The 24,877-nt window shown below is 29.5% G+C and carries 17 protein-coding genes and 1 pseudogene; 15 read left to right on the forward strand and 3 right to left on the reverse strand.

Annotated features, from left to right (window positions below; all coding sequences use genetic code 11):
- Window positions 1–319: 319 nt before the first annotated feature.
- Window positions 320–493: a hypothetical protein gene (locus Q0649_RS00155; RefSeq protein ID WP_298836023.1), complete on the reverse strand. Its 174-nt coding sequence runs from the start codon at window positions 491–493 to the stop codon at window positions 320–322.
- A 451-nt stretch (window positions 494–944) separates the two neighbouring features.
- Between Q0649_RS00155 and Q0649_RS00160 the strand changes: the two genes are divergently transcribed.
- The 15 genes and pseudogenes from Q0649_RS00160 to recJ all read left to right on the forward strand — a co-directional run.
- Complete coding sequence (locus Q0649_RS00160; RefSeq protein ID WP_298836025.1) at window positions 945–1,541, forward strand: DUF1819 family protein; 597 nt, start codon at window positions 945–947, stop codon at window positions 1,539–1,541.
- A gap of 12 nt (window positions 1,542–1,553) precedes the next feature.
- The gene (locus Q0649_RS00165) at window positions 1,554–2,084 is read left to right on the forward strand and encodes a BREX protein BrxB domain-containing protein (protein WP_298836027.1); all 531 of its coding nucleotides are present in this window, start codon (window positions 1,554–1,556) and stop codon (window positions 2,082–2,084) included.
- Window positions 2,085–2,098: 14 nt separating this feature from the next.
- On the forward strand, window positions 2,099–5,674 hold the full coding sequence (gene brxC / locus Q0649_RS00170; RefSeq protein ID WP_298836029.1) for a BREX system P-loop protein BrxC: 3,576 nt from the start codon (window positions 2,099–2,101) through the stop codon (window positions 5,672–5,674).
- Between the two features lie 18 nt (window positions 5,675–5,692).
- Window positions 5,693–9,205: a BREX-1 system adenine-specific DNA-methyltransferase PglX gene (gene pglX / locus Q0649_RS00175; RefSeq protein ID WP_298836031.1), complete on the forward strand. Its 3,513-nt coding sequence runs from the start codon at window positions 5,693–5,695 to the stop codon at window positions 9,203–9,205.
- Window positions 9,206–9,301: 96 nt separating this feature from the next.
- The gene (gene pglZ / locus Q0649_RS00180; RefSeq protein ID WP_298836033.1) at window positions 9,302–11,857 is read left to right on the forward strand and encodes a BREX-1 system phosphatase PglZ type A; all 2,556 of its coding nucleotides are present in this window, start codon (window positions 9,302–9,304) and stop codon (window positions 11,855–11,857) included.
- Window positions 11,858–11,877: 20 nt separating this feature from the next.
- On the forward strand, window positions 11,878–15,087 hold the full coding sequence (locus Q0649_RS00185; protein WP_298836035.1) for a DEAD/DEAH box helicase: 3,210 nt from the start codon (window positions 11,878–11,880) through the stop codon (window positions 15,085–15,087).
- Window positions 15,088–15,152: 65 nt separating this feature from the next.
- Entirely contained in the window at window positions 15,153–15,374 is a 222-nt protein-coding gene (locus tag Q0649_RS00190; protein ID WP_298836037.1) for a YdbC family protein, read from the forward strand.
- 426 nt (window positions 15,375–15,800) lie between these two features.
- Window positions 15,801–16,913: an SMODS domain-containing nucleotidyltransferase gene (locus tag Q0649_RS00195; RefSeq protein ID WP_298836039.1), complete on the forward strand. Its 1,113-nt coding sequence runs from the start codon at window positions 15,801–15,803 to the stop codon at window positions 16,911–16,913.
- Window positions 16,913–18,697: a ThiF family adenylyltransferase gene (locus Q0649_RS00200; protein WP_298836042.1), complete on the forward strand. Its 1,785-nt coding sequence runs from the start codon at window positions 16,913–16,915 to the stop codon at window positions 18,695–18,697. Before Q0649_RS00195 ends, Q0649_RS00200 begins: the two co-directional genes overlap by 1 nt.
- Complete coding sequence (locus tag Q0649_RS00205) at window positions 18,687–19,160, forward strand: Mov34/MPN/PAD-1 family protein (RefSeq protein ID WP_298836044.1); 474 nt, start codon at window positions 18,687–18,689, stop codon at window positions 19,158–19,160. Before Q0649_RS00200 ends, Q0649_RS00205 begins: the two co-directional genes overlap by 11 nt.
- Window positions 19,161–19,309: 149 nt before the next feature.
- Entirely contained in the window at window positions 19,310–20,590 is a 1,281-nt protein-coding gene (locus Q0649_RS00210) for an SAVED domain-containing protein (RefSeq protein WP_298836046.1), read from the forward strand.
- 213 nt (window positions 20,591–20,803) lie between these two features.
- Window positions 20,804–21,109, forward strand: a complete 306-nt coding sequence (locus tag Q0649_RS00215; RefSeq protein WP_298836053.1) for a methyl-accepting chemotaxis protein — start codon at window positions 20,804–20,806, stop codon at window positions 21,107–21,109.
- Between the two features lie 27 nt (window positions 21,110–21,136).
- Window positions 21,137–21,283, forward strand: coding sequence for a hypothetical protein (locus Q0649_RS00220; RefSeq protein WP_298836048.1), 147 nt, complete (start codon window positions 21,137–21,139; stop codon window positions 21,281–21,283).
- Window positions 21,284–21,634: 351 nt separating this feature from the next.
- Window positions 21,635–21,883 (forward strand): hypothetical protein, encoded by a 249-nt coding sequence (locus tag Q0649_RS00225; RefSeq protein ID WP_298836050.1) that lies wholly within the window; start codon window positions 21,635–21,637, stop codon window positions 21,881–21,883.
- 862 nt (window positions 21,884–22,745) lie between these two features.
- Window positions 22,746–24,251 (forward strand): annotated as a pseudogene (gene recJ, locus Q0649_RS00230) (single-stranded-DNA-specific exonuclease RecJ); the annotation flags it as partial.
- A gap of 132 nt (window positions 24,252–24,383) precedes the next feature.
- On the opposite strand, the gene Q0649_RS00235 reads toward recJ, so the two are convergent.
- Together Q0649_RS00235 and Q0649_RS00240 are read right to left on the reverse strand one after the other, a co-directional pair.
- The gene (locus tag Q0649_RS00235) at window positions 24,384–24,566 is read right to left on the reverse strand and encodes an alpha/beta-type small acid-soluble spore protein (RefSeq protein ID WP_298836052.1); all 183 of its coding nucleotides are present in this window, start codon (window positions 24,564–24,566) and stop codon (window positions 24,384–24,386) included.
- A gap of 191 nt (window positions 24,567–24,757) precedes the next feature.
- Window positions 24,758–24,877 (reverse strand): alpha/beta-type small acid-soluble spore protein (locus Q0649_RS00240; protein WP_298836054.1); only part of this gene is annotated, 120 nt, incomplete at its 5' end.

Consider the following 24,877-nt stretch of genomic DNA (forward strand, 5'->3'; position numbering starts at 1 on the left):
CTAAATTAATTTTGGTTTACCACCGCGATAGCGGTTTAGTGCTATTCTTATAATGCAAAGACTACATTTAAGTTAAACTGAACTGGTTATCACATTTATCAAGGATAACAACTACATACTAGGCAGATAAGTGATTGTTTATGCCATCTAAGGCCGATCTAAACCTTGAAATATACCCTAACTTTAAACAACACTGATACATCGAAATAAGTGCTATTTAAATATATTTTCAATAATATTAAAAACGTTTTGATTTTGGTTTGATTTTATAATAATTATAGTTATAGGATTGTTTATAGAAATATAACAGCTACTAAACTTATTTGGTTGAAATATTACCCACTATGTTAGTGGAACTTGTAGTATTTTCATAGTTACTTTTGAGGCCTTTGTAAATTTTTTTCACAGATGATAAATTGTTATCTTTACTAATGCTTTTTATTCCTTTGTTAAATTCAGTTGTATTAATAAAACCATATTTCATAGTTTTCATAATAATATTTTCCTCCGTATTTATTTTATTTTTACAGATATTATATCATATTATTTATAGTCAACTGAAACTAAATTTAATAAAGTATTAATCTATGTAACTGTTGAAATTGAAGCTGGAAATATAGTAAACTGATAATAACAACAGCCACGATATAATTATATGACATGTTTATATATACATAATAATATTATTACGCGGAAAGCTGTAATTATATTATTAAGGTGTTAAAAAGTGATTCTAGATATTTGTTATAATAAATTTTAAAAACCTCTTGTAAAATGAGGGGAAAACATGAATACTGTAGAAGGTTATATTTAGTTCTGAAAATAGTATTTAATTAATATCAATATAGATTATAAAGTCGGTTTTTAATAAAAATAAACTCATATTTATAAATTATAAGTCATTAATAAAATAAATTATTAATTATGGAAGGAAAACTAAGAGTATGCAAAAATATTCAGCAGGTTTTACATCAGAAAGACTAATAAAAAATGAAATGACGCAAGTTATTAGTTTATATTTACTGGGAAAGAAAAAGGATGAAATTAGAGATGTTGTTATAGAAGAAAATCTATTTAATATGAGAAATGTAGATGCAATCAAAAAAAATTTATCATACATAAATCGAAGGATTAGATATATGGATGAGAATCTAATGAAAATTTACATTGATAATAATAGTAATGATAGTATGGTAATTCTATTTTATACTTTTTTAAGCTCTTTTAGAATCTCTAGGGAGTTTGTTATAGAAGTAGTTTATCATAATTGGATTAATCATAAAAAAGTAGTTACATGTGCTGATATTAATTACTATTTTGAAGATAAATCACAACAAAGTGAAGTAGTTGCTAAATGGAAAGAAAGCACAGCAAAAAAAATAAAAAACAGAGTATTAGAATTTTGTACACAATGTGGGATACTAGAAAAACAAAAGGGTGAGTTTAACATAAAACCTTTGCAAATAAGCCCTGAGCTAAGGAACTATATAATGAATAATGATGAGTATAAGAAAATTTTGATATATATAATAGGAGAATAGAGGGTATGATACATGGATGAATTATATGATTTTATACATAGTGATAAGTTTCTTCAGGGAATAGGGTTGGCTAATGAAATGCCATATTATATTTTCGACTATAATCCTAAAGAAGAGCTTAAAATGAGAAAAGAAATTGATTTTATTATTGATAAATCAAATCTAAAGATATTAAAAATAGATTTGCTTCAAATAACATTGGAGATATTTAAAGATGATGACATAGAAGAATTATTTGAGTGTGAAAAGAATGATGGAACAAGAGCATTCATAAAGGATGTTATTTCTCCAGTTATTGAGGATGGTAGTCTTATAGATTTAGTTGTAAGTAAGGCTGAAGGCTTTGATGTCCTTTTTATCACTGGAGTAGGGAATGTATTTCAGTTTTTTAGATTACATGAGGTTTTTTCTAAACTTGGAGATAGAAATATTAAGATACCAGTAGTAGGTTTTTATCCAGGAACTTATACTACTGAAGTTTTAAGCTTATTCAACATATTTGAAAGCACAAATTATTATAGGGCATTCAAAATCAATCGTTAAAGGGGAATAGTAATATGGGGAATGATATTAAAGTAAGTGAACTTTTTAAAAAGGAAATAACACGGAATATACAAGGGGTTATTCAGGCTGGGCAGCAGCAGGATGACATTGTTTTGGAAGAATTAAATGAGTATGTAATGACAGATGAAGTTAGTAAAAGAATGGAGGAATTTTACAACAATTATGCTGTAACATTGAATCAACCAACTGATAAAATAGGAGTTTGGATTTCGGGCTTTTTTGGTTCTGGTAAATCCCATTTGCTTAAAATTCTTTCTTATCTAATTGGTCATAGGGTTGTAGGGGGTCAAACCGCATATTCATTCTTTCTTAAAAAGACTACTAATAGTAATTTACTAGAGTTAATGAAAAAGGTAGATGAAGCTAAAAGTGATTCTATACTTTTTAATGTTGACTCAAAAACTACAACTAACAGTAACGAAAATGAGAAGATGCTAGATGTATTTTTAAAAGTATTCAACCAATTTATGGGATACTCAACTACGGATTGGATTGCAGATATAGAAAGAAAGTTAGATGAAGAGGGAAAATATAGCGAATTTAAAAGTGCTTTTAAAGAAGTTCAAGGAGCAACGTGGGAATCCAGTAGAAGTCGGGTAACTTTAAAAAGAAAGGCATTTACAGAGGCACTAATAAAGGTTGGCTATGATGATGAATCAGCAAGAACCTTTTTAGATATAACAAGACAAAGCTTTTCCATTGATATAGCTACCTTTTCGAAAATTGTAGCAGGATACTGCGAGTCAAGAGAAAAAGGTTATAGGCTTATTTTTTTAGTAGATGAAATAGGGCAATACATAGGTGGCAATAGCGAATTAATGTTAAACCTCCAAACCATAGTAGAAGGTTTCGGGAATTATGCTCATGGACAAGCATGGGTTATAGTAACTTCACAGGAAAAATTGAATGTTGAAGACGTAGACAATTTTTCAAAGATTCAAGGAAGATTTGCAACAAGATTAATCCTTTCCAGTTCCAATGCAGATGAAGTTATAAAGAGACGTTTGCTTGAGAAAAAACCTGCAGAATACAATTATTTAAAGACTAAGTATGAAACTCAGGAGCAATCCATAAGAAACATGTTAACTTTTGATGGAAACAGTACTACATTACTCTCAGGTTATAAGTCCAGTGATGAGTTTTCTGAAAGTTATCCGTTTGTATCCTATCAATTTTATCTTTTGCAGCAAGTTTTTGAAAAAGTTAGGAAAAAAGGAGAAGCAGGTAAAAGTTTAGCTCATGGTGAACGTTCCATGCTCAATGCATTTCAGGTGATTGCTGTAAGGATGGAAAATGAGAATACAGACAAATTAGCTGTTTTTGCGGAATTCTATGATACCATGGAAAATTTTTTAGATAGTTCTGTAGTTAATACTATAAGAAAAGCCGCTACTAGAGGAGATTTAGATAGTTTTGATTTGAAGGTTTTAAAGACACTTTATATGATAAAAGATCTGGATGAAATTAGAGCAAATTTAGGTAACATAACGACCTTATTTATTGATAGTTTAAATGCTGTAAAAAACAATATAGAAAAACAGGTAATGCATTCTTTAAATCAACTTACGTTAAAAAAGCTTATAGAGAAACTGGCAGACGATTCTTACAGATTCTTAAGTGATGATGAGCAGGAAATGAATAATGAAATAAGAAAAATATATATAGATGATGAAAAAATTAAAGCGAAAATTTCCAAAACTTTGTTTGGAGAAATCTATTCAAAATCTAGTATTAAAACTCAAAGGGGTAATAACTTTCCTTTTAATAAAAAATTTAATGATTATTCAATTGGGAATGCTATAAATAATATTACATTGCAAGTTTATAGTAGCGATGTTCAAGAAACAAAGGCTAAAATGGATTCTAACTCTGGTAATTTGGTTATGCTTTTACCATCAAATGCTGATGATTATGAAGGCTTTTTCAAGTATGGAGAACAGGCTGTAGCTTACAATATGAAGGTTGGTTCAAATTTATCACATTCACAAAAGAAAATATTAAATGATAAATTGGATCAAGTAGATGAATTTAATAAGAAAGGGAAAACTGCTTTGGAGATTGCTTGTAAAAATGCGAAATTCTATATACAGGGTTCCGAATTTACTTTTCCTGGAGAGGTAGTAAGTCAAATAGATAAGGCTCTTGAGGAATTAGTTAAAAACACTTTTACAATGCTTAATTATATTGATAAGGTTATTCCTCTTAAGCAAGCAAGGGATACAATATTAGACTATGCTAAAAACGGAATGATTTATCAAGAAAATATTAGTGGGCAAAGGGATAATTATCTTGCAATTGAAGAGCTAAAAAAATTCTTAGAAATACAAGGCTCTTTTGGAAAGAAAACTTTAAGAGAGATAGTTATTAATTTCTCGAATATACCCTTTGGATGGGGTGAAAATGACACATTAAGTCTAGTGGCATTATTATTAAACGAAAATAAGCTTAGGCTTAAATATCTTGGTGAAAAATTTAATGCAACACATAGTCATTTTATGGATAGAATGATGAAAGTGCCAGAGCAAGAAAAGGTTGTGGTTGAGCTTGAAGTAGAAATCCCAAGGGAACTAAAAGGAAAGATTATTAGGGTAATGAAGAGTTTATTCAAGGTATCAGAGCTGGGAGAAACTTATGATGCCATTGGTGAGAATATAAAGATAAATATTAATGAAAAAATGTTAAGCCCAATTAAAACAATAAAAATGATACAAATGAAGCAAAATTCTAACTTTCCATATCCAGGGAATATGATGATTATGAAATTGCAAAATGATGTGGATGAATTATTGTATATTACGGATAGAGAAAAGCTTGTTAAAGAGATTATTGAAAGAGAATTTGAAATTGAAGATTGGTTTAAAGAACAAGATAAACTTAGTAGCTTTTATACTAAAAATCCTATAAGTGTATTTGATTCAGGGGTTAAGTATATTTTTGAAAATAGAGAAGAAATAGGTATAATATCTACTAAAAATATAGAAATTGGAAACATTAAAGCTGAGGTAGAGGGAATATTAAAGGATGAAAATCCCTATGGTAAGATACCAGATATTAATTTGCTCATAGATAAACTTAATAAAAAAATTATAGAAGAAAGAGAAAAAGAAAGAGAAGAGCAACGAATAAATATAATTAAGGTTCAAAATGAAATTAAGTATACTGAAGAATTTTATTTATATAGTGATTTAATATCTGATTTTATAAAGAAAAATAAAAAAGCTATGATTGATAAAATTGAGGGCTTTGATAAATTAGAAAGTTTTACTTCAATCATTGCATCAAGCTCAATATTAAGTCAACAATTAGAAGAGTTTAATAGATCGTTACAGAAATATATGGATAGTTTAGCGGTTATTAAGCCTATAGTTAATGATCCCCCAGTAACTCCTTATAAACCCAGAAGCAAGAGGAAAGTATCTGTTACATGTATACTAGATAAAGTAATAAAAAAGGATATCGAAATTAACTCCCTTCAAAAGTTAGAAGAGTATTTAAAAAACTTAAAAGATGATCTTAAAGAAGAATTAAAAGATATACTAAAGGAAGAAGATTTAGTAATAAAAAAATAAGATTTTGAGGTGGAATTATTGGATAAAAGAATTTTAAAAGAATTTTCAGCCAGTGCAAGAACTGAGTTAATAAACCAAATTACACTTAAAGCTAATAGCTTTGGAGTATATAAAGACAGCCTCTCAGAAATTACTATAGGAACTGATTACGTAACAATAAACGGAAACAAATATGACCCAAGCTATGGAGAGGCTTATAGAAAATTGCTTAAAGAAAAAGATAGTAAAGGCTTCAATCTGTTGATGGAGCAGGTAGCTTACACTTGGTTTAATAGATTTATTGCTTTAAGATTCATGGAGGTTAATGATTATTTACCATCGCACATAAGGATCTTATCTAGTGAAATAAAGGGAAAAGTGTATCCAGATATATTAGAGCATTATGATGAATCTGGTTTAGTTTTAAATTTTGATGAAATAGATAATTATGTTAAATTAAATAAAAACGAAGAGGCATATAGAAAGCTTCTCATAGCTCAATGTAATGAACTCAGTGAAATGTTGCCTTTCTTATTTGAAAAAATAAATGATTATACAGATATGCTTCTACCAGATAATTTGTTAACACCAGAATCGATAATAAGTAAACTCATTAATAATATAGCTCAAGAAGATTTTTACGAAGTGGAAACTATAGGGTGGATTTATCAGTATTACATTTCTGAAAAAAAAGATGAAGTTATCAATGCAAAAAAGAAATACAAAAAAGAAGAGATACCATTTGCTACTCAGCTTTTTACTCCAGATTGGATAGTTAGATATATGGTGCAAAACTCTTTAGGAAGGCATTGGGTAGAGTCTCATCCTGAACAAAATGAGTTAAAGAAGGAATGGGAATTCTATCTTGAGAACCATAATCCAGAACCTGGTTTTGAAGAAAAACTGGAACCATATATCAATAAAGATTTAAAAGTTGAAGATATTAAAGTATTTGATCCTGCCTGTGGTTCAGGACATATTCTAGTTTACATATTCGATGTGCTTTATGAAATTTACAGTAAATGTGGATATATGGAAAGAGAAATACCTAAAAAAATCATTGAAAACAACCTATTTGGGTTAGATATAGATGATAGAGCCTATCAGCTTGCTTGTTTTTCAGTAATTATGAAGGGGATGAAGTATAATGATAGGTTACTTAGAAGTATTCAAAGGGATGGCATTAAGTTAAATATTGCAGCTATCCAAGAAACAAATAATATGGATGATGTTGATATTGCGTATATTGCTGGGGAACAAAGCGGACAGAATTATGAAAGTACAAAGAAATTTATAGATACTTATAAGAATGCGAAGATTTATGGTTCACTGATTAAAATTGAAGAATTTGATAAAAAGTTTTTTGCGGGAAGATTAAAAGAAATATTAGAAAATCCAAAAGGAGATTTATTGGAGGAAGCAACACGAAATAGAGTATTAGAGCGACTGCCAGATTTAATAAAGCAGGCAGATATAATGATTCGTATGTATGATATTTTGGTTACTAATCCTCCTTATATGGGTAGTAAATATATGAATGCTGAATTAGGTAAGTTTCTTCAAACTTACTATAAAGATTATAAGGCAGATATGTTTTCTGCTTTTATGAAATATTGTATGTCAAAAGTTAAGTATAATGGGCAATTAGGATTTATGACTCCATTTGTGTGGATGTTTATATCATCATATGAAAAGCTTAGGGATGTAATAATAGATACTAAAAACATTAGTAGTTTAATTCAGTTAGAGTACTCAGGATTTCAAGATGCAACTGTTCCTATATGTACATTTACATTAAGAAACTATTGGATAGATATATCAGGAGAGTATATAAAATTATCCGATTTTAAAGGTTCTAAAAATCAGCCTATAAAAACATTAGAAGCAGTAAAACAACCAAATACAAATTATAGATATTCTACTTATATGAACAATTTTCACAAGATACCTGGAAGGCCTATTGCCTATTGGGTAAGTAATAAAGTGTATAATATATTTCAACAAACTAAGGAGTTAAGGAAATTTGCCGAACCTAGACATGGAATGTCAACTGGGAATAACGATGTCTGTCTAAAAAAATGGTATGAAGTATCAAATGAAAATATTGCTTTTTCATGCCAGTGTATAACTGACTTTGAAAATACAGGACATAAATGGGTTCCATATAATAAAGGTGGAACATTTAGAAAGTGGTATGGTAATAATGAATATATTATTGCATATGATTTGACTTCGAGAAAGTATATGCAAAGCTTATCAGGTTTTAGAGCGTCGAGTTTAGGTTATTTTTTCAAACCATCAATTAATTGGTCAGATGTTAGTTCAACTTATTTTGGTGTTCGTTATTCCTATTGTGGGTTTGCTTTTGATGGTAGGGGAGCATCAATGTTTTCAGAAGAAAAAATAACATTTTGGATTTTGGGCTTTTTAAGTTCAAAAATAACTAGAGGATTTCTCAATATTTTGAACCCAACTTTAACTTTTAATATAGATAATATTGCATCTTTACCATTGGTAGTTGAAACTCAAAATAAATCTCGAGTAGATTTTATTGTTAAACAAAATATAGCTATGTCTAAAGTTGATTGGGATAGTTTTGAAACTAGTTGGGAGTTTATAATCCACCCTCTTTATAAATTCAAAATTACCAATGCAAAGGGTGGAATTGAACATGCATTTGATATGTGGAATGACTTTACTGAAAAACAATTTCATAAACTTAAAGCCAATGAAGAGGAGCTAAATCGTATATTTTTAGATATTTACGGATTACAAGATGAAATGACACCAGAAGTAGAAGAAAAAGATGTAACAATAAGACAAGCAGATAGAGAAAGAGATATAAAATCATTCATATCATATGCCGTAGGATGCATGTTTGGTAGATACTCAATTGATGAAGAAGGACTAATATATGCAGGTGGGGGATTTGATCTATTAAAATATAAGACTTTCAAACCCGATAGTGATGGTATAATACCAATTTTATCACAAAGTTATTTTGAAGATGATATTATTAATAGATTTGTTGAGTTTGTAAAAGTAACTTTTGGAGAAGAAACATTAAATGAAAATTTAAACTATATTTCAGAAACTATTGGAAAGAAAAGTAATGAATCTTCAAGAGATACTATAAGGAGATATTTCATTGATGGATTTTATTCAGACCACTGCAAAATATACAAAAATAGACCTATATATTGGTTGGTTGATTCAGGAAAGAAGAAAGGGTTTAGGGCACTTATTTATATACATAGATATAATACAGAAACCTTAGCTACCCTGAGATTAAATTACCTACTTGAACTCCAGACAAAATACACTAATGAGGAAAAGCAAATAAATAAATATCTTGAAAATGAAAATCTGAGTAATGTAGATGTGAAAAATTATAATAAAAAGTTATTAATTTTATCACAGATTCAAACAGAATTGCTAGGCTTTGATAAGGTTTTAGATGAAATGGCTAATAGGAAAATTGATTTGGATTTGGATGATGGTGTTGTTGAAAACTATAAGAAATTGCAAGGTATACTTGCTAAGATAAAATAACGAGCGCACGAATTTTGTTGAAAGTATAGGGTGGCTATAGAATTGATACAAACATAGCAGTAGTTGATTCAGTATCAACTACTGCTATGTTTGTAAATGAAAGTAAAACGATATAGAGGTGTAAACATGGAATTAGTAGGAAAACTAATGGAAAAATTTAATGGCGGTAATTATAGAAAAATAGTTTTTTGGTACGACAAAAATAGTGACAGGGATACAAATACTTTAATTACTCAATTAGAAGAAAATAATATTAAGTATTGGAAATTAACAGAAAAAAATAGTTTTAAAACAAGATGCCAACTTGAAATTATCGATAGAGAATCCAATTACTTATTATACGGAGATTTTGAAAAACCCAATAAAAAAGAAAATCCACTTTTGGATATTTTACTTTATTCAGAAGAATTTAATGCAGATGATGTAGCCCTTATAATAGATAGATATAACCTCGGGCATTTAAATATAAGGGATTTTATAAAGAGTTATGTTGGATTTTTTAATGATAACAAAAGATGCATGAAATTAGAGAACTTACTACCTGATATTGCTACTGAGGATGAGTTAACATTAGGTATATTATGTGTTTTATCAAAAGCTAATTCCTTAAATATAGAGGATATTGTTAAAGCAGTTTTGTTAAAAGGACTTGATGAAACTAATAATGATGTATGTGAAAATATTAGAAAGTTCTTTAGTTTAGATATATTTTGGAATAAAGTTTATAATTATTTTGGTATAAGTTCACAAGATAAAAATTTGAAGTATCTGATGGATACATTAATATACTGTCACTTTAATTCTAATCTAAAATTTAATCTTTCAACAGATTTTAAGTACACTTTCAAATCAACGCTTCCTAATACCTGTAATATTTTTTTAGAAGATTTGATGAAAGACAATAAAGATATCACTATTATAAAAGAATACATAAATAATATTGAGGTTAAGTGGGAGATAGAAAATATATTAAAGAAACAATCCTATTTAGATTATTATAGATGTCATACCTTCAAAATTATTGAGAGATTGTTAGTTTTAAAATCAATTGAAGAGATATTTAATGAAACCGTTAATTATGACTTGTGGAGAGAAATACTGACAGATAGAAATTCTTCCTACTGGATGAGGTACGATGAGATAAATGGCAATTATAAAATTATTACAAAAGCATTAGAGCTTTATAATGAAAAGGTAAAGTTTAGAAATCAGTATGCGCCTGGGAGTGCTATAGAGTGGGCTAGTCAATATTCAAAGGAGTTATATAAAATAGATAAGGTTTATAGGAACTTAATTAATGAGTTTAGAAGTGCAAATCAGCCAGAGGTATTGTTTGAAACTGTAGGGTATTTCACTGACTGGTATAGCAATCTTTATCTTGAAAAAGTCGCTGAGTGGACTGATGAAGTAGTTAATAAGGAATTAGCGGATAATTATCATGTAGAAAAAATGCTTATGCAAAAAGATTTTTATGACAAAAAGATAAAACCTCTAATGGATAAAACATCAGAACGTGTATTTGTTATTATTTCAGATGCACTTAGGTATGAAATTGCTAAGGAATTAGAAGAAGAATTAAAAAAGAGAATTAATTCAGAAGTTGAGGTAATACCTACATTGGCGTCCATACCTACTTATACTCAATTAGGTATGGCCAGTCTTTTACCTAATAATGAATTCTCAATTGATGAAAATGGTGTTGTATACATAGATGGATTAAGCACCATGGGAACTAAAAATAGGGAGAAGATACTTAAAAGTTATCAAGAAGAATCCATTGCAATGCCTCTTAATCAATTAACCTTAATTAGTAAACTAGAAGGGTTAGATATTATTAAAGGTAAGAGACTTGTATATCTTTATCACGATAGAATTGATAAAACCGGTGATAGTTCTGCATCAGAGGCATACACTTATGAAGCCGTTAAATATGCTATTGATGAACTAAAGAATGCTATACAAAAGCTTCTTGGAAGTTATGGTGCAGTGAGGATATTTATCACAAGTGATCATGGTTTTATTTATCAATCAGAAAAAATAGAAGAAAAATACAAGGCTATAGCAATAGATGGAACTATATATGATGGAAATAGGCGTTTTGTAGTAGGGAAAAATTTAATTGTCACTGATGGAACTAAAAAAATCAACCTAGATTATATAGGATTAGATGCTGAGGCGGTTGTTGCCACTGGTCTAAACAGGCTCAAAGTAAAAGGTGGAGGACTTCGATTTATTCATGGAGGTGCGATGCCTCAAGAGGCTATTATCCCCGTATTGTGTTATAAAGCAAATAAGGGAATTACCAAAAGGAAAGAAGAACAAAAGGTTGATATAAATATTGCTAACAGCAAGGCTATAACTAATTATAATTTTAAAGTTATCTTTTTTCAAGAACAAAAGGTTGATGATAATTTGGCTAAAAGGATTTTAAAGGTAGGCTTTTATCAAGGAGAAAATAGAATATCAAATGAAGTTATATTAGCATTTGATTCCATTGAAGATGCAAGTAAAAGGGTATTTGAAAAAACATTTATATTTCAAGAAAAATCTTATGGTATTGGAGAAACTGTTGTACTCAGATTAGAAGATGACGAGGTATCAAAAATATATAAAGAAATCCAATATGAATTTAAAATTTATGATCTATTTTAAATGAAGAGAGGGACAAACGTATGATCAAGGTTGGGGATACTGCAAGGGGAACTGGATGGCCTGAAACAGTAGAAATAAAAAAAATAGAAGAAGTAGATGGTATTTACTTCATAGTTGAAGCTATCGGAAAAAATACAAATAAATATTATGAAACCCTTATGGACAAGGTTCAAATGGGAAATGTTCTTACATTAAACATTTCTGATTCTATGAACGAATTTATGGAAGCAAGTACATTTAAAAGGTATTTAGAATATCTTTACTTTAAAACTGAACAGAAATATTCATCTTCAAAAGCATTGGGTAGTAAAAACTTACTACCGTTACCACATCAAATTGAGGCCGTTTATGGTGTTATGCTGCAAGCTCCTGAAATTAGGTTTCTACTTGCAGATGATCCAGGAGCTGGTAAGACAATAATGGCAGGTATGTTAATAAGGGAATTAAAGGCCAGAAAAATTGCAGAGCGCATTTTAATTCTTGTACCACCATTAGTTTTAAAGCAATGGCAGGAAGAGTTAAAGTCCAAGTTTAATGAAGATTTTAAAATAATTACAAGAAATACTTTAAATGAAGCAGAAGGTAAAAATCCTTTTGATGAATATCCTCTATGCCTTGCATCATTATATTGGGCAGCAAGAAGTGATGTAAAGGAATTATTGCTAGAAGCAAATTACGATATGGTCATCGTGGATGAAGCTCATAAAATGGCTGCATATACCCAAGGAACTAAGAAGAGAAAAACAAGAAAAACAAAAATTTATCAGCTTGGAGAAGCTATTTTAAAAAATGCACAGCATAGACTTTTATTAACGGCAACACCTCATAAGGGAGATATTGAAAATTATAGGCTTCTGCTTAAACTTGTAGATGAAGATATATTTGCTAATGTTTCTGTAGATGCAAATATTAAAGAAAAAAGTAATCCGTTTGTTATAAGAAGATTAAAAGAACAAATGGTCAATTTTGATGGAACGCCTATATTTCCAGAGCGAAAAACTAAAACACTTGAATTTGATTTAAGTAAGAATGAATTAGAGCTGTATAGGGATGTAACTAATTATGTAAGTGAACATTTTAATAGAGCAGAGCAAAGAGGAAACAAAGGCACTTCTTTTGCAATGATGCTACTTCAAAGAAGATTAAGTTCATCAATAGATGCAATATATTTTTCTCTTAAAAGAAGACACGAATCCCTTTGTGAGCTGTTAAAAACTAGTATAACAGCGCAGGAAGATATTGATAAACGGCTTGAGGATATTGACATGGAAGATTTTGAGGACGAGTCGTATGAGGATCAAGAAGAAATTGAAAAATTGCTAGAAAAAAGTGAGGATTCAATAGATATTAATGAGTTAATTAAAGAAATCGATATTTTAGAAGAACTCATAAAGAAAGCAGAGGACATTAGACTAGAGGGGACCGAAAGAAAATATATTGAATTAGAAAAAACGTTGTTTGGAGAAAATGGTATTATTGAAAAGGGCGAGAAAATTATAATATTTACTGAAGCGGTAGACACATTAAATTTTCTTGAAAATAAATTAAAAGACAGGGTTTCAGGAATTGCAAAAATTGTTGGTAAATTTTCTATGGATGAGAGAAGACGTCAGGTCGAATTATTTAGAAATGAATTACCTGTAATGCTCGCCACAGATGCTGGTGGTGAATCAATTAATCTGCAGTTTTGCAATCAAATGGTGAATTATGATATTCCATGGAACCCAAATAAATTAGAGCAACGTATGGGACGTATTCATAGAATTGGTCAGAAGAATAATGTTGTTGTTTTCAATTTAGTAGCGAAAAACACACGTGAAGGCGATGTTATGTATAGGTTGCTGACTAAAATGGAGCAAATGAAAGAGGATCTTGGAAAAGATTTAGTTTTTGATTTTATTGGAGAAATTCTTGAAGATAATAATATAAGCCTTGCAACTCTTATGGAAGAGGCAATTAGAAATAGAACCAACTTAGACGAGCTAGTGAGCAAGATGGAGAAAACACTGTCAGAGGAACATGCTAAGCTAATACAATTGACTAAAGAAGAAAGCCTTGAGGATAATCCTTTTGATTTAAATACAATGAGAAGTAACCAAAATTTGTTGAAATTAAATGTTATTTCATCAAGAGTATATACTGATTTTGTAAATAAGACGTTAATCAATAAAAATGTGAAAGTAACAAAATCAGGTAGTATCTATCGTATTGATAGGCTTCCCAAATCTATAAGAGATTTTGCTAGAAAAAAATTAAACATGGGATTCAATAATTCAAGTATAAAATACACAAATGAAGAAGAGAGTTTGGTGGAAGCTCAAGGTGAAGCTATAACTGTTATGCAAGATGAAAGTCCATTATTTAAATTAGCAATGTTTTTAACAGAAAGTGAACTTGAAAAAATTGCAATGCAAAAGGTTGAAGTCCAATATCCGACTTTAGAAAAACTAGATATAGAAATTTATGAAATTAGCATCGGTGATGGTACGGGTAGGGAAATATTAAGTGAGTTATTATATATAGCTACAGCTGATGATAATGAAACCTTTGAAGTTGACCCATATTTTATACAATATATAAATATGGACTCAAGGGCTAAAATGGAAAGTGAACAAAAGAATAATCTAACCTCATATGCAATAAAATATACTTTGGCAAAGTTATTGATTGAGAGGAGCACCAAGAGCAAAAAATTAGATAAGAAAAGCGAATTCTTAAGACGAACCTTCGAGGCTCAATATAAAGATACTATGGAAAAACTAGCAAAATATAGATCTACAAATGTGGATAATAACAATAGTGCTTTAATAAATCAGATGAATACAAAGCTTGTTCAAATCGAAGAAAAAAAGGAAATGAGGATGGAGGAAATAAATAGAGAAAGAACTATTCAGATGAGACCTCCAAAAAAAGTTTTGAAGATAACTTTAGTGCCTGATATCTCCATAAATAAGAGGATTATTATATACAGGTATAAAGATTTGGTTTATCAATATGAAAAAGAGCAACGAAGAGTAAATGTTAAAATGCAAAGACAGTATGGATTAGTAGATTTTTATAGTGAAACACAGGAAGGTAAACCTAGATATATAATTCTGATTGATGATTTATCGTATAGGTTTGATGATGTTCACCGAATGGATTTGCAAAAAATCAGAGAAGAATTAGTTGTTTATTATATTAAAAATAGTGAAGAGATAATTGAGGTTGATAAGAGAATTTATATTTAAGCAGAATTTATAAAAAATAATAACTTAATAATTCGATAAAAAATATATAAGAGGGATGTGTAAATATGTCTGAGATTAAATACGAAATAAAAGAATCCATAGGTAGCATTTCACAATCAGCAAAGGGCTGGATGAAAGAATTAAATTTAATAAGTTGGAATGAAAAAGAAGCAAAGTATGATATTAGAGATTGGGATGCGGAACATAAAAAGATGGGTAAAGGTATTACATTGTCAGTAGATGAATTAAAGAAACTTAAAGATATACTTAATAGTATGGAGATGTAAGAAAAAAATATTATCGAACAAACATTTATATACTAAGGTTTATTCGATAATAATAGGGCAAGTTCCTAATAGTGTAGTATATACTAGTTATGTAAGTGGTGATATAACTAATATAAAGGCAGAGGTGTGATAATTAAAAAAGATAGCAAAATCTTTGTAAAAATGTTTTGCTATCTTTTTATTTGGGATGTGAGTGAGTTAAAGAGGACACAGTTTAAACCAAAGATAAAATTAAAAAAGTATTCTAGTATAGAAGCGATATAATGCTAGAATTTGGAGTATAATGAGAGCAATAATGCTTAGAATAGGGTTGGAGACTACAATTCATATTATAAATGAGAAAATATGAAATTAGTGCTTTACTTTATTTGAGTTTGAAAAGGTGTATATAAAATCATCGATAGTCCAAATGGAAGGAGAATAAAAATGACACAAAAAATGACAACTTATTTTTCTGATTTCCTTAAAGAAATTCGTTTAACAGAAAATCAGGTTTCTGAACTAAAAAGTGCACATGAAACTCTTAGACGTAGATTAAAAGAGGATGAGGACTTATCTAATTGCATAGTAGAAACATTCCTACAGGGAAGCTATAAACGTTCAACTGCTGTTAGACCTAAAAATGGTAAAAGATCAGATGTAGATATCATCATAGTAACTAATCTAGACAAGGATGTTGTTACAACCGAGGAGGCATTGGATAAGTTTGAACCGTTCCTTGAAAAATATTATTCAGGTAAATTTCAGAAACAAGGTAGATCATGGGGCATTGAAATGAGTCATGTTGATTTAGATGTTGTACCTACATCTGCTCCTTCAGAAATTGTTGAAGAAGTTATAGAAAATAATTTTATTACCTCTGCTGTAGATATCGAATATAAAACAATGGATGAGTCTTACAAAGAATATGGATTTTTGCACAAGAAAAATTTAAACGAGGCATTTACCATGTTTGAAAAATCTGATACTGATGTTACTTGGAAAAACGAACCTCTGTATATTCCTGATCATGAAGCTGACAACTGGGACAAGACACATCCGTTAGAGCAAATTAGATGGACTATTGATAAGAATTGTAATTGCAATGGTCATTATGTAAATATTGTAAAAGCTATTAAGTGGTGGAGAAAAGAAAAGTATCCTGAGGTAAAACATCCAAAGAGTTATCCATTAGAGCATTTCATAGGTAATTGTTGCCCTGACGGAATAGAATCTGTGGCTGAGGGTATTACCTTAACATTAGAAAAAATAGTTAGTGATTATACTATAAAACCGTTTCTTGGCGATAGAGGTGTTACGGAACACGATGTATTTGGTAGACTGGGAGTAGATGAATATGATGATTTTTATGCTACTGTAAAAGAAGCAGCCCCAATAGCGAGAAAAGCATATGATGCGGATACTATTGAAGAAGCAGCTACTGAATGGCGAAAACTCTTTGGTAATAAGTTTCCTGAGCCTCCAAAGCGTAGTTTAGGTAATCAGTTTACACAAAGAAAAGAAGATAGCCGAAATATTGAAGGAGGGAGATTTGCTTAGTGGATATACCAAGTGCTTTATTAAGTGCAAGAAGAGTTCTTGACGGTATCCAAGAATACACATTACTGAATGATTTAAGATGGGAACCGATTCAAAAGAAATGGTATCTCAAATTTTCTATAACTATTGAAGAGGCAATAAAAATTGACAAAGTTACTTATTGGGTTGTCACTCTTGATTCCATTTATCCTAAAGGTTGCATAGATGTTTTCTCTGATGCAAAAAAGGGTATTTGTAATACATATCCTCACCAATCAAATAATGGACTTGTAGCTGAAAATGGGATTTGGAAAAGTGGAAAATTATGCTTAGATGAGCCGAAGTTCTCTACCGTTCCTAATCTGCAAAATAACGAATTCAAACTGGAGTGGTTTATATTAAGAACTGTTCAATGGATAGAAAAAGCAAATCATTCCGAACTCCTTTATAATGGTGATTGGTTCGAGCTGCCTCAATATAATATTACTTTACCTATGACAATTGCTTATGATGAAGATGAGGTATCTTCAATGATATGGGAATCTCATGATGCCACTTATGGTTATGTTCACTTGAAAAAAATAAATGATAACGCCGTTTATAGCGTTATTCTATATCAAGATTTAGCTAGACATACAGTATATCAGCCTATTTGGGGAGATTATATTAGTAAAACAAAGTCAGAACCTTCATATGTTACAGGAGTTTGGGTTTTAATGAACCAATTATTAGTAATTAATAATTGGCAAGCGCCAAATACTTTTGGGGAATTAAAAATTGCATTTCAAAATCAGAACATGAATCTTGTTGAAATCCTTGTACAATTGTTTCCAAAGTTACGCGATGGGGAGAGGCATTTTTTGCTTTTGGGATTTCCTATTCCGTATAAAATCGGAGAGAAGCCATCTATAATAAGTTGGAAAGCATTATTACTACCTAGGTTATCCAATGGTAAAAGGTATGCTAAAGGCTTTAGAAACAATGAATTAGGGTGGCTGAAAAAGGATTTCGATGAAATATTGATTAATAAAATCTTACTTGATTGGGTAACAACTGATAATTGGAATGCTAACAATATACTCAGCAGGGGTAAATATAATTCGTCAATAACTCGGAAAAAGTACTTGGTTATAGGAGCAGGTACTCTTTCCGCATTTATGTGTGAGCAACTCGTGAGAAATGGGGTTGAAAATATAACAATTGTGGATTCAGATCGTTTTCATGCGGGAAACTTATCAAGACATCTATTGAATATTCAAGATATCTCAAAATATAAGGCTACTGCGCTATCAGATCGTCTTAATTTAATAAATCCTCATGCTCGAATAAAAGCTATAAATGATGAAGTTAAGTTAGACAATAATTACATATTTAATCTGAAAGACGTTATTATTGACTGTTCTGCGAATGACGAAGTGTTAAAAATAGTTTCGGAATTAAGTTTTAAATCTAAAGTAATGTTTTTTTCTGTTTCATTCGGATATAAAGCTGAGCAGCTTTATATTGCTGCTCAGCAGGCAGAAACATTCTCATATGAAACATTTACTGATATATTTGGTGATGTTATTCAAGAGGATATTAAAAAATGTAGACTTGAGGATATGCCATGGGAAGGGATAGGTTGCTGGAGTCCTGTTTTTCCAGCTAAAACTTCAGATGTTATGTTGGCAGCAGCAACTGCTACGGAAATTATCACACATTTTTTGAGGAAAGGAGAAACAACCAACAAAAATTTCATTTACAAAAAAGAATATGATGAAGATGGATTTTTGATTGGTTATAGACAAATAAATCATGAAATATGAAGATAAAGAAAAGAGTTTTTATGTATCTATATCACGATTAGTAATTAGTAATATTGTTGAGAAGTGCCAAATGGCTTCTCCAAAAGAAACAGGAGGAATACTAATTGGTAATTACTCTTCAAATCTAAAAGGTGCCTATATCACTGAAGCAATAAAACACACTGATGACTCTTCTGCAGGGCGGTCTTGGTTTAAACGTGGAACTAAAGGATTGAAAAAATTGTTGATAAATTATTGGCCTGATAACAAATATTATTTGGGGGAATGGCATTTTCACCCAGGTAATTTCCCATACCCTAGTGGAGCAGATATAAATCAAATGAATGCTATTTCAACAAACCGCAAATTTAATTGTTCAGAACCTATTCTACTGATTGCTGGACAAGTTAACACTAAGTTTGTTGTATCAATACAAATATTTATTAAAGATAAGATGATTACATTGATGCATGTAAATGATTAATAATTACGATGAAATAATATTTATTATTAAGGAAGAAGTAGAAAGTTTCTTTAATTTAACTTACTAATAGATGAAGTTATTTAAAACAAATAGTGAAAAGAATAAATTACCAAATTACTGTATGAATAAGTAAATAGGGGTGTATTATAATGGCGTTTATTGAACCTAAGGAAGTATTATTATATTGTTTTAGCAAGTATAAAGAAAGTCGTGAAAAAGGTAAATCATCTTTAGAGATATCAATGGCATATGCATTTGCTAAGACCTGTCAAGATGAGGTTTCAGGTTATATTATTAAGTATTGTGAAGAGGGAAGTTCTTTAATTAGTTTTATGGCTATGGTAGTGAATGAGTTGGATATAAAAGCGGCCATAAGTGTCACGAAAATCGACAAGGAAGAATTTATTCATAAGATAAAGGAAAACCATATAATTGAAGTAGAAACAAAACATGGAAGTACGGATGCTGTAGAGTTAAGTAGTTTTTACAATATTTTTTATGAAAGATTCCTAAAGAAATTCAAGGCATACATTCTAGAAAATCCCTATGCTGAAAAAAAAGCTAATTTTGAAGGACATGAACAGATAATACGTGCTATAGATGCATTATCAGATACAATTATTGAAAAAGAATCTCCGCATAGTATGACGGTGGAAGATAGTATAATTGCAAAGCCTGTAATGGTTTTAGTCCGTAGCTGGGTTAAAGGTACGGAGGAAGTTATTGAACAGTGTGAGAAAAAGCATGTACTAGACTGTGTTAAATATTTTGATGGGAGAAAATGTAAAAATAGTATGTCATGGAATGAAATAAAAGATAAGATTTCAGAATTTGCTAACTCATTGAGCTGTAGCGTGGAGTACTGTATAGATATTTCCGCACACTACACTATTGCATATTACTTAGGACTTGTATTGAGTTCAAAAAGTGGAAAGAAGGCTTATGTTAATCAAAGGGGCATAGGTGGAATAAATCCATGGAGGCCATGGACAGAAGAAAATAAAAATGAGTACAAGATGTTTGATGTAGAGTCAAGTGAAATTGATAACCAGTCAAATGATATCGCTATATGCATTTCTGCCACAATAAATATATTTAATGATGTTAAAGAGTACATAGGGGCTAATGATATCAAAGTAAAAAAGATGGTGAATTTTAGTTTTACTGATAAATCTGGAAATTTATCTGTAGTTAATGGGGAGCATGCATTCAAATTAGCTCAGCAGATAAAAAATGTGCTAAATAATAGAACATTGTTAGAAAAAAATGGACAACTACATTTATTTTTTTCAGCACCTGTTAGTTTAGTGTTTTTTTTAGGACAAATATCTTTTCTATTTAGGAATATAAACCTTTACGAATACACCGGTATATATAATTATAAAGAAATATATAGCAAAACTTTACTTATAGAAAAGGGGGAAGTATAATATATTTTTACTTATAGAGTATATTTCAACTATCTCAGGTGTTTACGGAATTTTATAAAGGTGAAAAAAAGAAATTGAATTAAAATATATTGGATATAAAATAAAATTAACCATCTATATGCTACATTTATCTCAATTCCATTTACAAACTATCGTTCTAGCATCGCAAATACAAGCAATGGACAACTAGGGCTTATAATATCATTAAATAACATTAGTAAATCTTTTGATGGGGTAATAAATAAGATAAAACAGCTAGAAGGTAGCATAAATCAAGCTAATGACATAACCGAATTGATAAATAATATTTCAGTGCAGACAAATTTACTTGCACTTAACGCTGTAATTGAAGCAGCAAGGGCAAGCGAAGCCGAAAGCACTTTTATAATAAAGAATGAAGCAGCTACTACAATTACTAATTATAAAAATGAGATGATTGAATTAAATGATGATATTATACGCTTATCTAAAGCAGCTATATGTAAGGGAAACAGTAAAGAGGATTTAATAGAGGGATAAAATGAAATAAAATATCCATACACAAGAATGATTGAAGATTATAAAGTTATAGCAGATGTAACAAACTCTCTACTTGTTGATACTGGAATAGAAAAAGTATACTATGATTTACACATGACACTTTCTGAGTGTTTAGAGAAAATAGATATTAAAATAATGTTTATAAAAGAATAAGATCACAATGTAGGCACTTTCTTCTCACCACTAAGAGTAATTCATTATTTAAATACTGTGATGAAATGTGTTTTAATTCAAAAAATCTTTATATAGCAATTTTTTTGCTGAAATTAGATAGAAGTATCCTGGACTACAAGTTCTCTTTAGTTAAGAAAAACCTGTACATTATAGTGCAGGCTATTTTTTTATAAAATTATATGTAATCCCACAAAATAACCCTAAGATGAAAATATAAGCAACATACCCTATAAGGTCTATAGAACTTACTCCTAGATTGTCAAAATCCCAAAAAATAAAACGAATTCTAACTTGATATAATAACATTAAAATTATAATAAGGAGGAATTAATGATGTTAGGATTCTGTGAAATGAGTGATGAAAAAGCAAAAATAACAAAGGAAGTTATAAAAGAATTAGAAAAAGAAAATATATACTGTAAAGTAACCCTAAGAGGTAATGGGCAACTCCGAGTAGGCAATATATTACTTTGGGCTACTTCAAAGAAATGGTACGATTATGGGGTACAATTCGGTGGTAGAGGTATTAAAACATTTATTGATCACATAAATACAAAAAAATATAAACAATACAATTAAATAGGTAGTCACTGTATTATAAATATTCTAAAAAATTAAGTAATATAAATTAAAAACAGTGTTGATACCACTCCACCCATTGAATTTATGTACAATATGTACAGAATTTTATTCCAAATAAGTACGCGATAAAATTTTAAAAAGTAAAATAGAATCTACGACAGGTATTACGTTATCTGAGCAGTAACATTTTTAAGTAAAGTCTCTTAAATTTCTGTAGCACAATGTTTTTTTGTTAATCATAATAAAATCCTTCGAACTATAAAGTTTCAATACTATATATATTTGACAGTGATTGTCTGATTTTTGGTCGTGCAAAAAAACACTCCAATTTTAAATTAGAGTGTTTTTTTGCATTTTATATTTATAAACAGTCTGGCATTTGATAAAATATCAAATGTATTTTATATTTTTTGAAATTTAACACTATACGTATAGCGAATCAAGGTGTTTTAGCGATATATTTTAAAATATATTTAAATATTTAGAAAAAATAAATTAATTGTGATAATAATAAATTACGTTAATAGATTAGGGCTTAAAAGCTAAAAGATGTAACTTGATTAATAAAATATTTAAACAAATTTTAGAAGAAATAAGATAAAAAATTAATTATAGTTAAAAAACTATAATTAATAGATAATATTAGAGCATCATTAATTGAAGTCTATATTGTCTATTTTATATCTAATTAATTAGCATTTTAAATAAGATCCTGAAAATTTTAAATAGTTTTATTATCAAAATATAAAGTTATAATTGTCTAAATGAAATTTGACTACTATAATAGGCATGAGAACTGTAATACCAGTGCCTTAGACATAATGTACAAAATCACAAGTAACTATTCTTTGATGCTGATGGAGTTACGAGTACCGTTATAATGTATAAGGGATTAAAACGCTGCGAGGCTAATGTAGAATATTATGTGCCAGATCGAGAACATGAAGGTTACGGAATAAATAGTGATAGAATAAGAAAACTAAATGATGAAGGATTTAAAGTGGTTTTAACCTGTGACAATGGAATTGCAGCTACCGAGCAGGTGAAACTAGCAAAAGAATTAGGCATGATTGTTATAGTAACTGATCATCATGAACTACAATTTGAGGAAAATGAAGCTGGGGAAAGAACGTTTAAGTTGCCACCAGCAGATGCTGTTATTAATCCCAAACAAAAGGAATGTAATTATCCATTTAAAAATTTATGTGGTGCAGGTATTGCTTTTAAATTTGTACAAGCATTATTTATAAAAATGGGAATTGATATGAAATTTGTTAATGAATTTATAGAAATTGCTGGGATAGGAACTATTTGTGATGTGGTGGATTTAGTAGATGAGAATAGGATAATTGCTAAAAATGCTTTAGAAATGTTAACTAATACAAAAAATCTTGGATTAAAGTGTTTAAAGGAAATGCTAAGTATTAATGATAAAGAAATTAAGTGTTATCACGTTGGCTTTCAAATAGGGCCTTGTATAAATGCTACTGGAAGGCTAGAATCTGCATCTATATCAGTTGAATTACTCCTATGCGAGGAAGAAAATAGGGCAAAAGAGCTTGCTAAAACGTTATTTGATCTTAATAAAAAAAGACAAGAAATGACTACAGAAAATGTGGAAGAGGTTATAGAACTTATACATAATTCAACTTTTAAGAATGATAAAGTATTAGTAATCTATAAGGATACTATTCATGAAAGTATTGCAGGAATTGTAGCTGGGCGTGTTAGGGAAGCTTTTAATGTTCCAACAATAATATTAACAAAAGGAAAAGAAACACCTAAAGGCTCAGCAAGATCTATAAAAGAATATAATTTGTTTGAAGAATTAATAAAATGCAAAGAGTTACTTGAAAAATTTGGAGGCCATCCAATGGCAGCTGGTCTTTCGATAAAAGAAGAAAATATAGAAAAACTAAGACAAAAATTAAATTTTATTTGTACATTAACTGATGAGGATATAATACCTAAGATAAGAATAGATCAGAGAATGCAACTAAGTAAAATAAATTATGAAATTATAGATGAGTTAGAACAGTTAGAACCATTTGGTAAAGGAAATTCGTCACCATTACTTGCAGAAAAAAATATTCCTATTTTAAAAATAGATATTCTAGGTAAAAATGCTAATACAATAAAAATTAAATGCCTGATACCAGGAGAAAATAACACGATTGATGGAATATTTTTTAATAGGGTAGATGAATTTATGGAAATGTTAAAAGATAGATATGGAGAAGAATATATGAGTTATCTATCAAACCCTAGAGGAATGAAATTAGACTTGATTTTCTCACCTCAAATCAATGAGTATAATGGACGCAAATCTATTCAACTTAAAATTTTAGAATTTAAACTTAGATAAACTATCTCTTTCAGAGCTATAAACCATCTTCTATTTATGGAAATGAGAGATAAGTATGAAATGGTTAATAAAATAGTAAGGGCACATAGACTAAAATCTATGTGCCCTTACTATTTTATTATATTTTCTTGATTACAAATTTTTTTCGTATTGTTCTACCATTTTTTTAACCATTTCTCCACCCACAGAACCACATTGTCTTGAAGTTAAATCTCCATTGTAATCCGAAAAGTTTACTCCTAATTCTTTTGCAGTTTCCATTTTGAATGAATATAATCCAGCTTTAGCTTCAGGTACTAATTGTCTGTTTGACATTTTAATCACTCCTTCTATATTTTATTTTGGTTATGATAGTATCTTGTGCAGAAATAAGAAATATATAATAGAATCTTCAAGGGAAATTAGGAAAGTAAATCATCATAAATAAATATTTGTAAGTAAACTAAATAAAAAGTTAAGAGGTATATGACTTGCATATACCTCTTAACTAATGTCAGAAATTTAAATTATAAATTTTTCTCATACTGTTCAACCATTTTTTTAGTCATCTGTCCGCCTACTGATCCATTTTGTCTAGAAGTAAGGTCACCATTGTAACCTTCTTTTAAATCAACTCCAACTTCTTT

It is taken from the genome of uncultured Clostridium sp. (genome assembly GCF_937920395.1).
Lineage (GTDB): Bacteria > Bacillota > Clostridia > Clostridiales > Clostridiaceae > Clostridium_AD.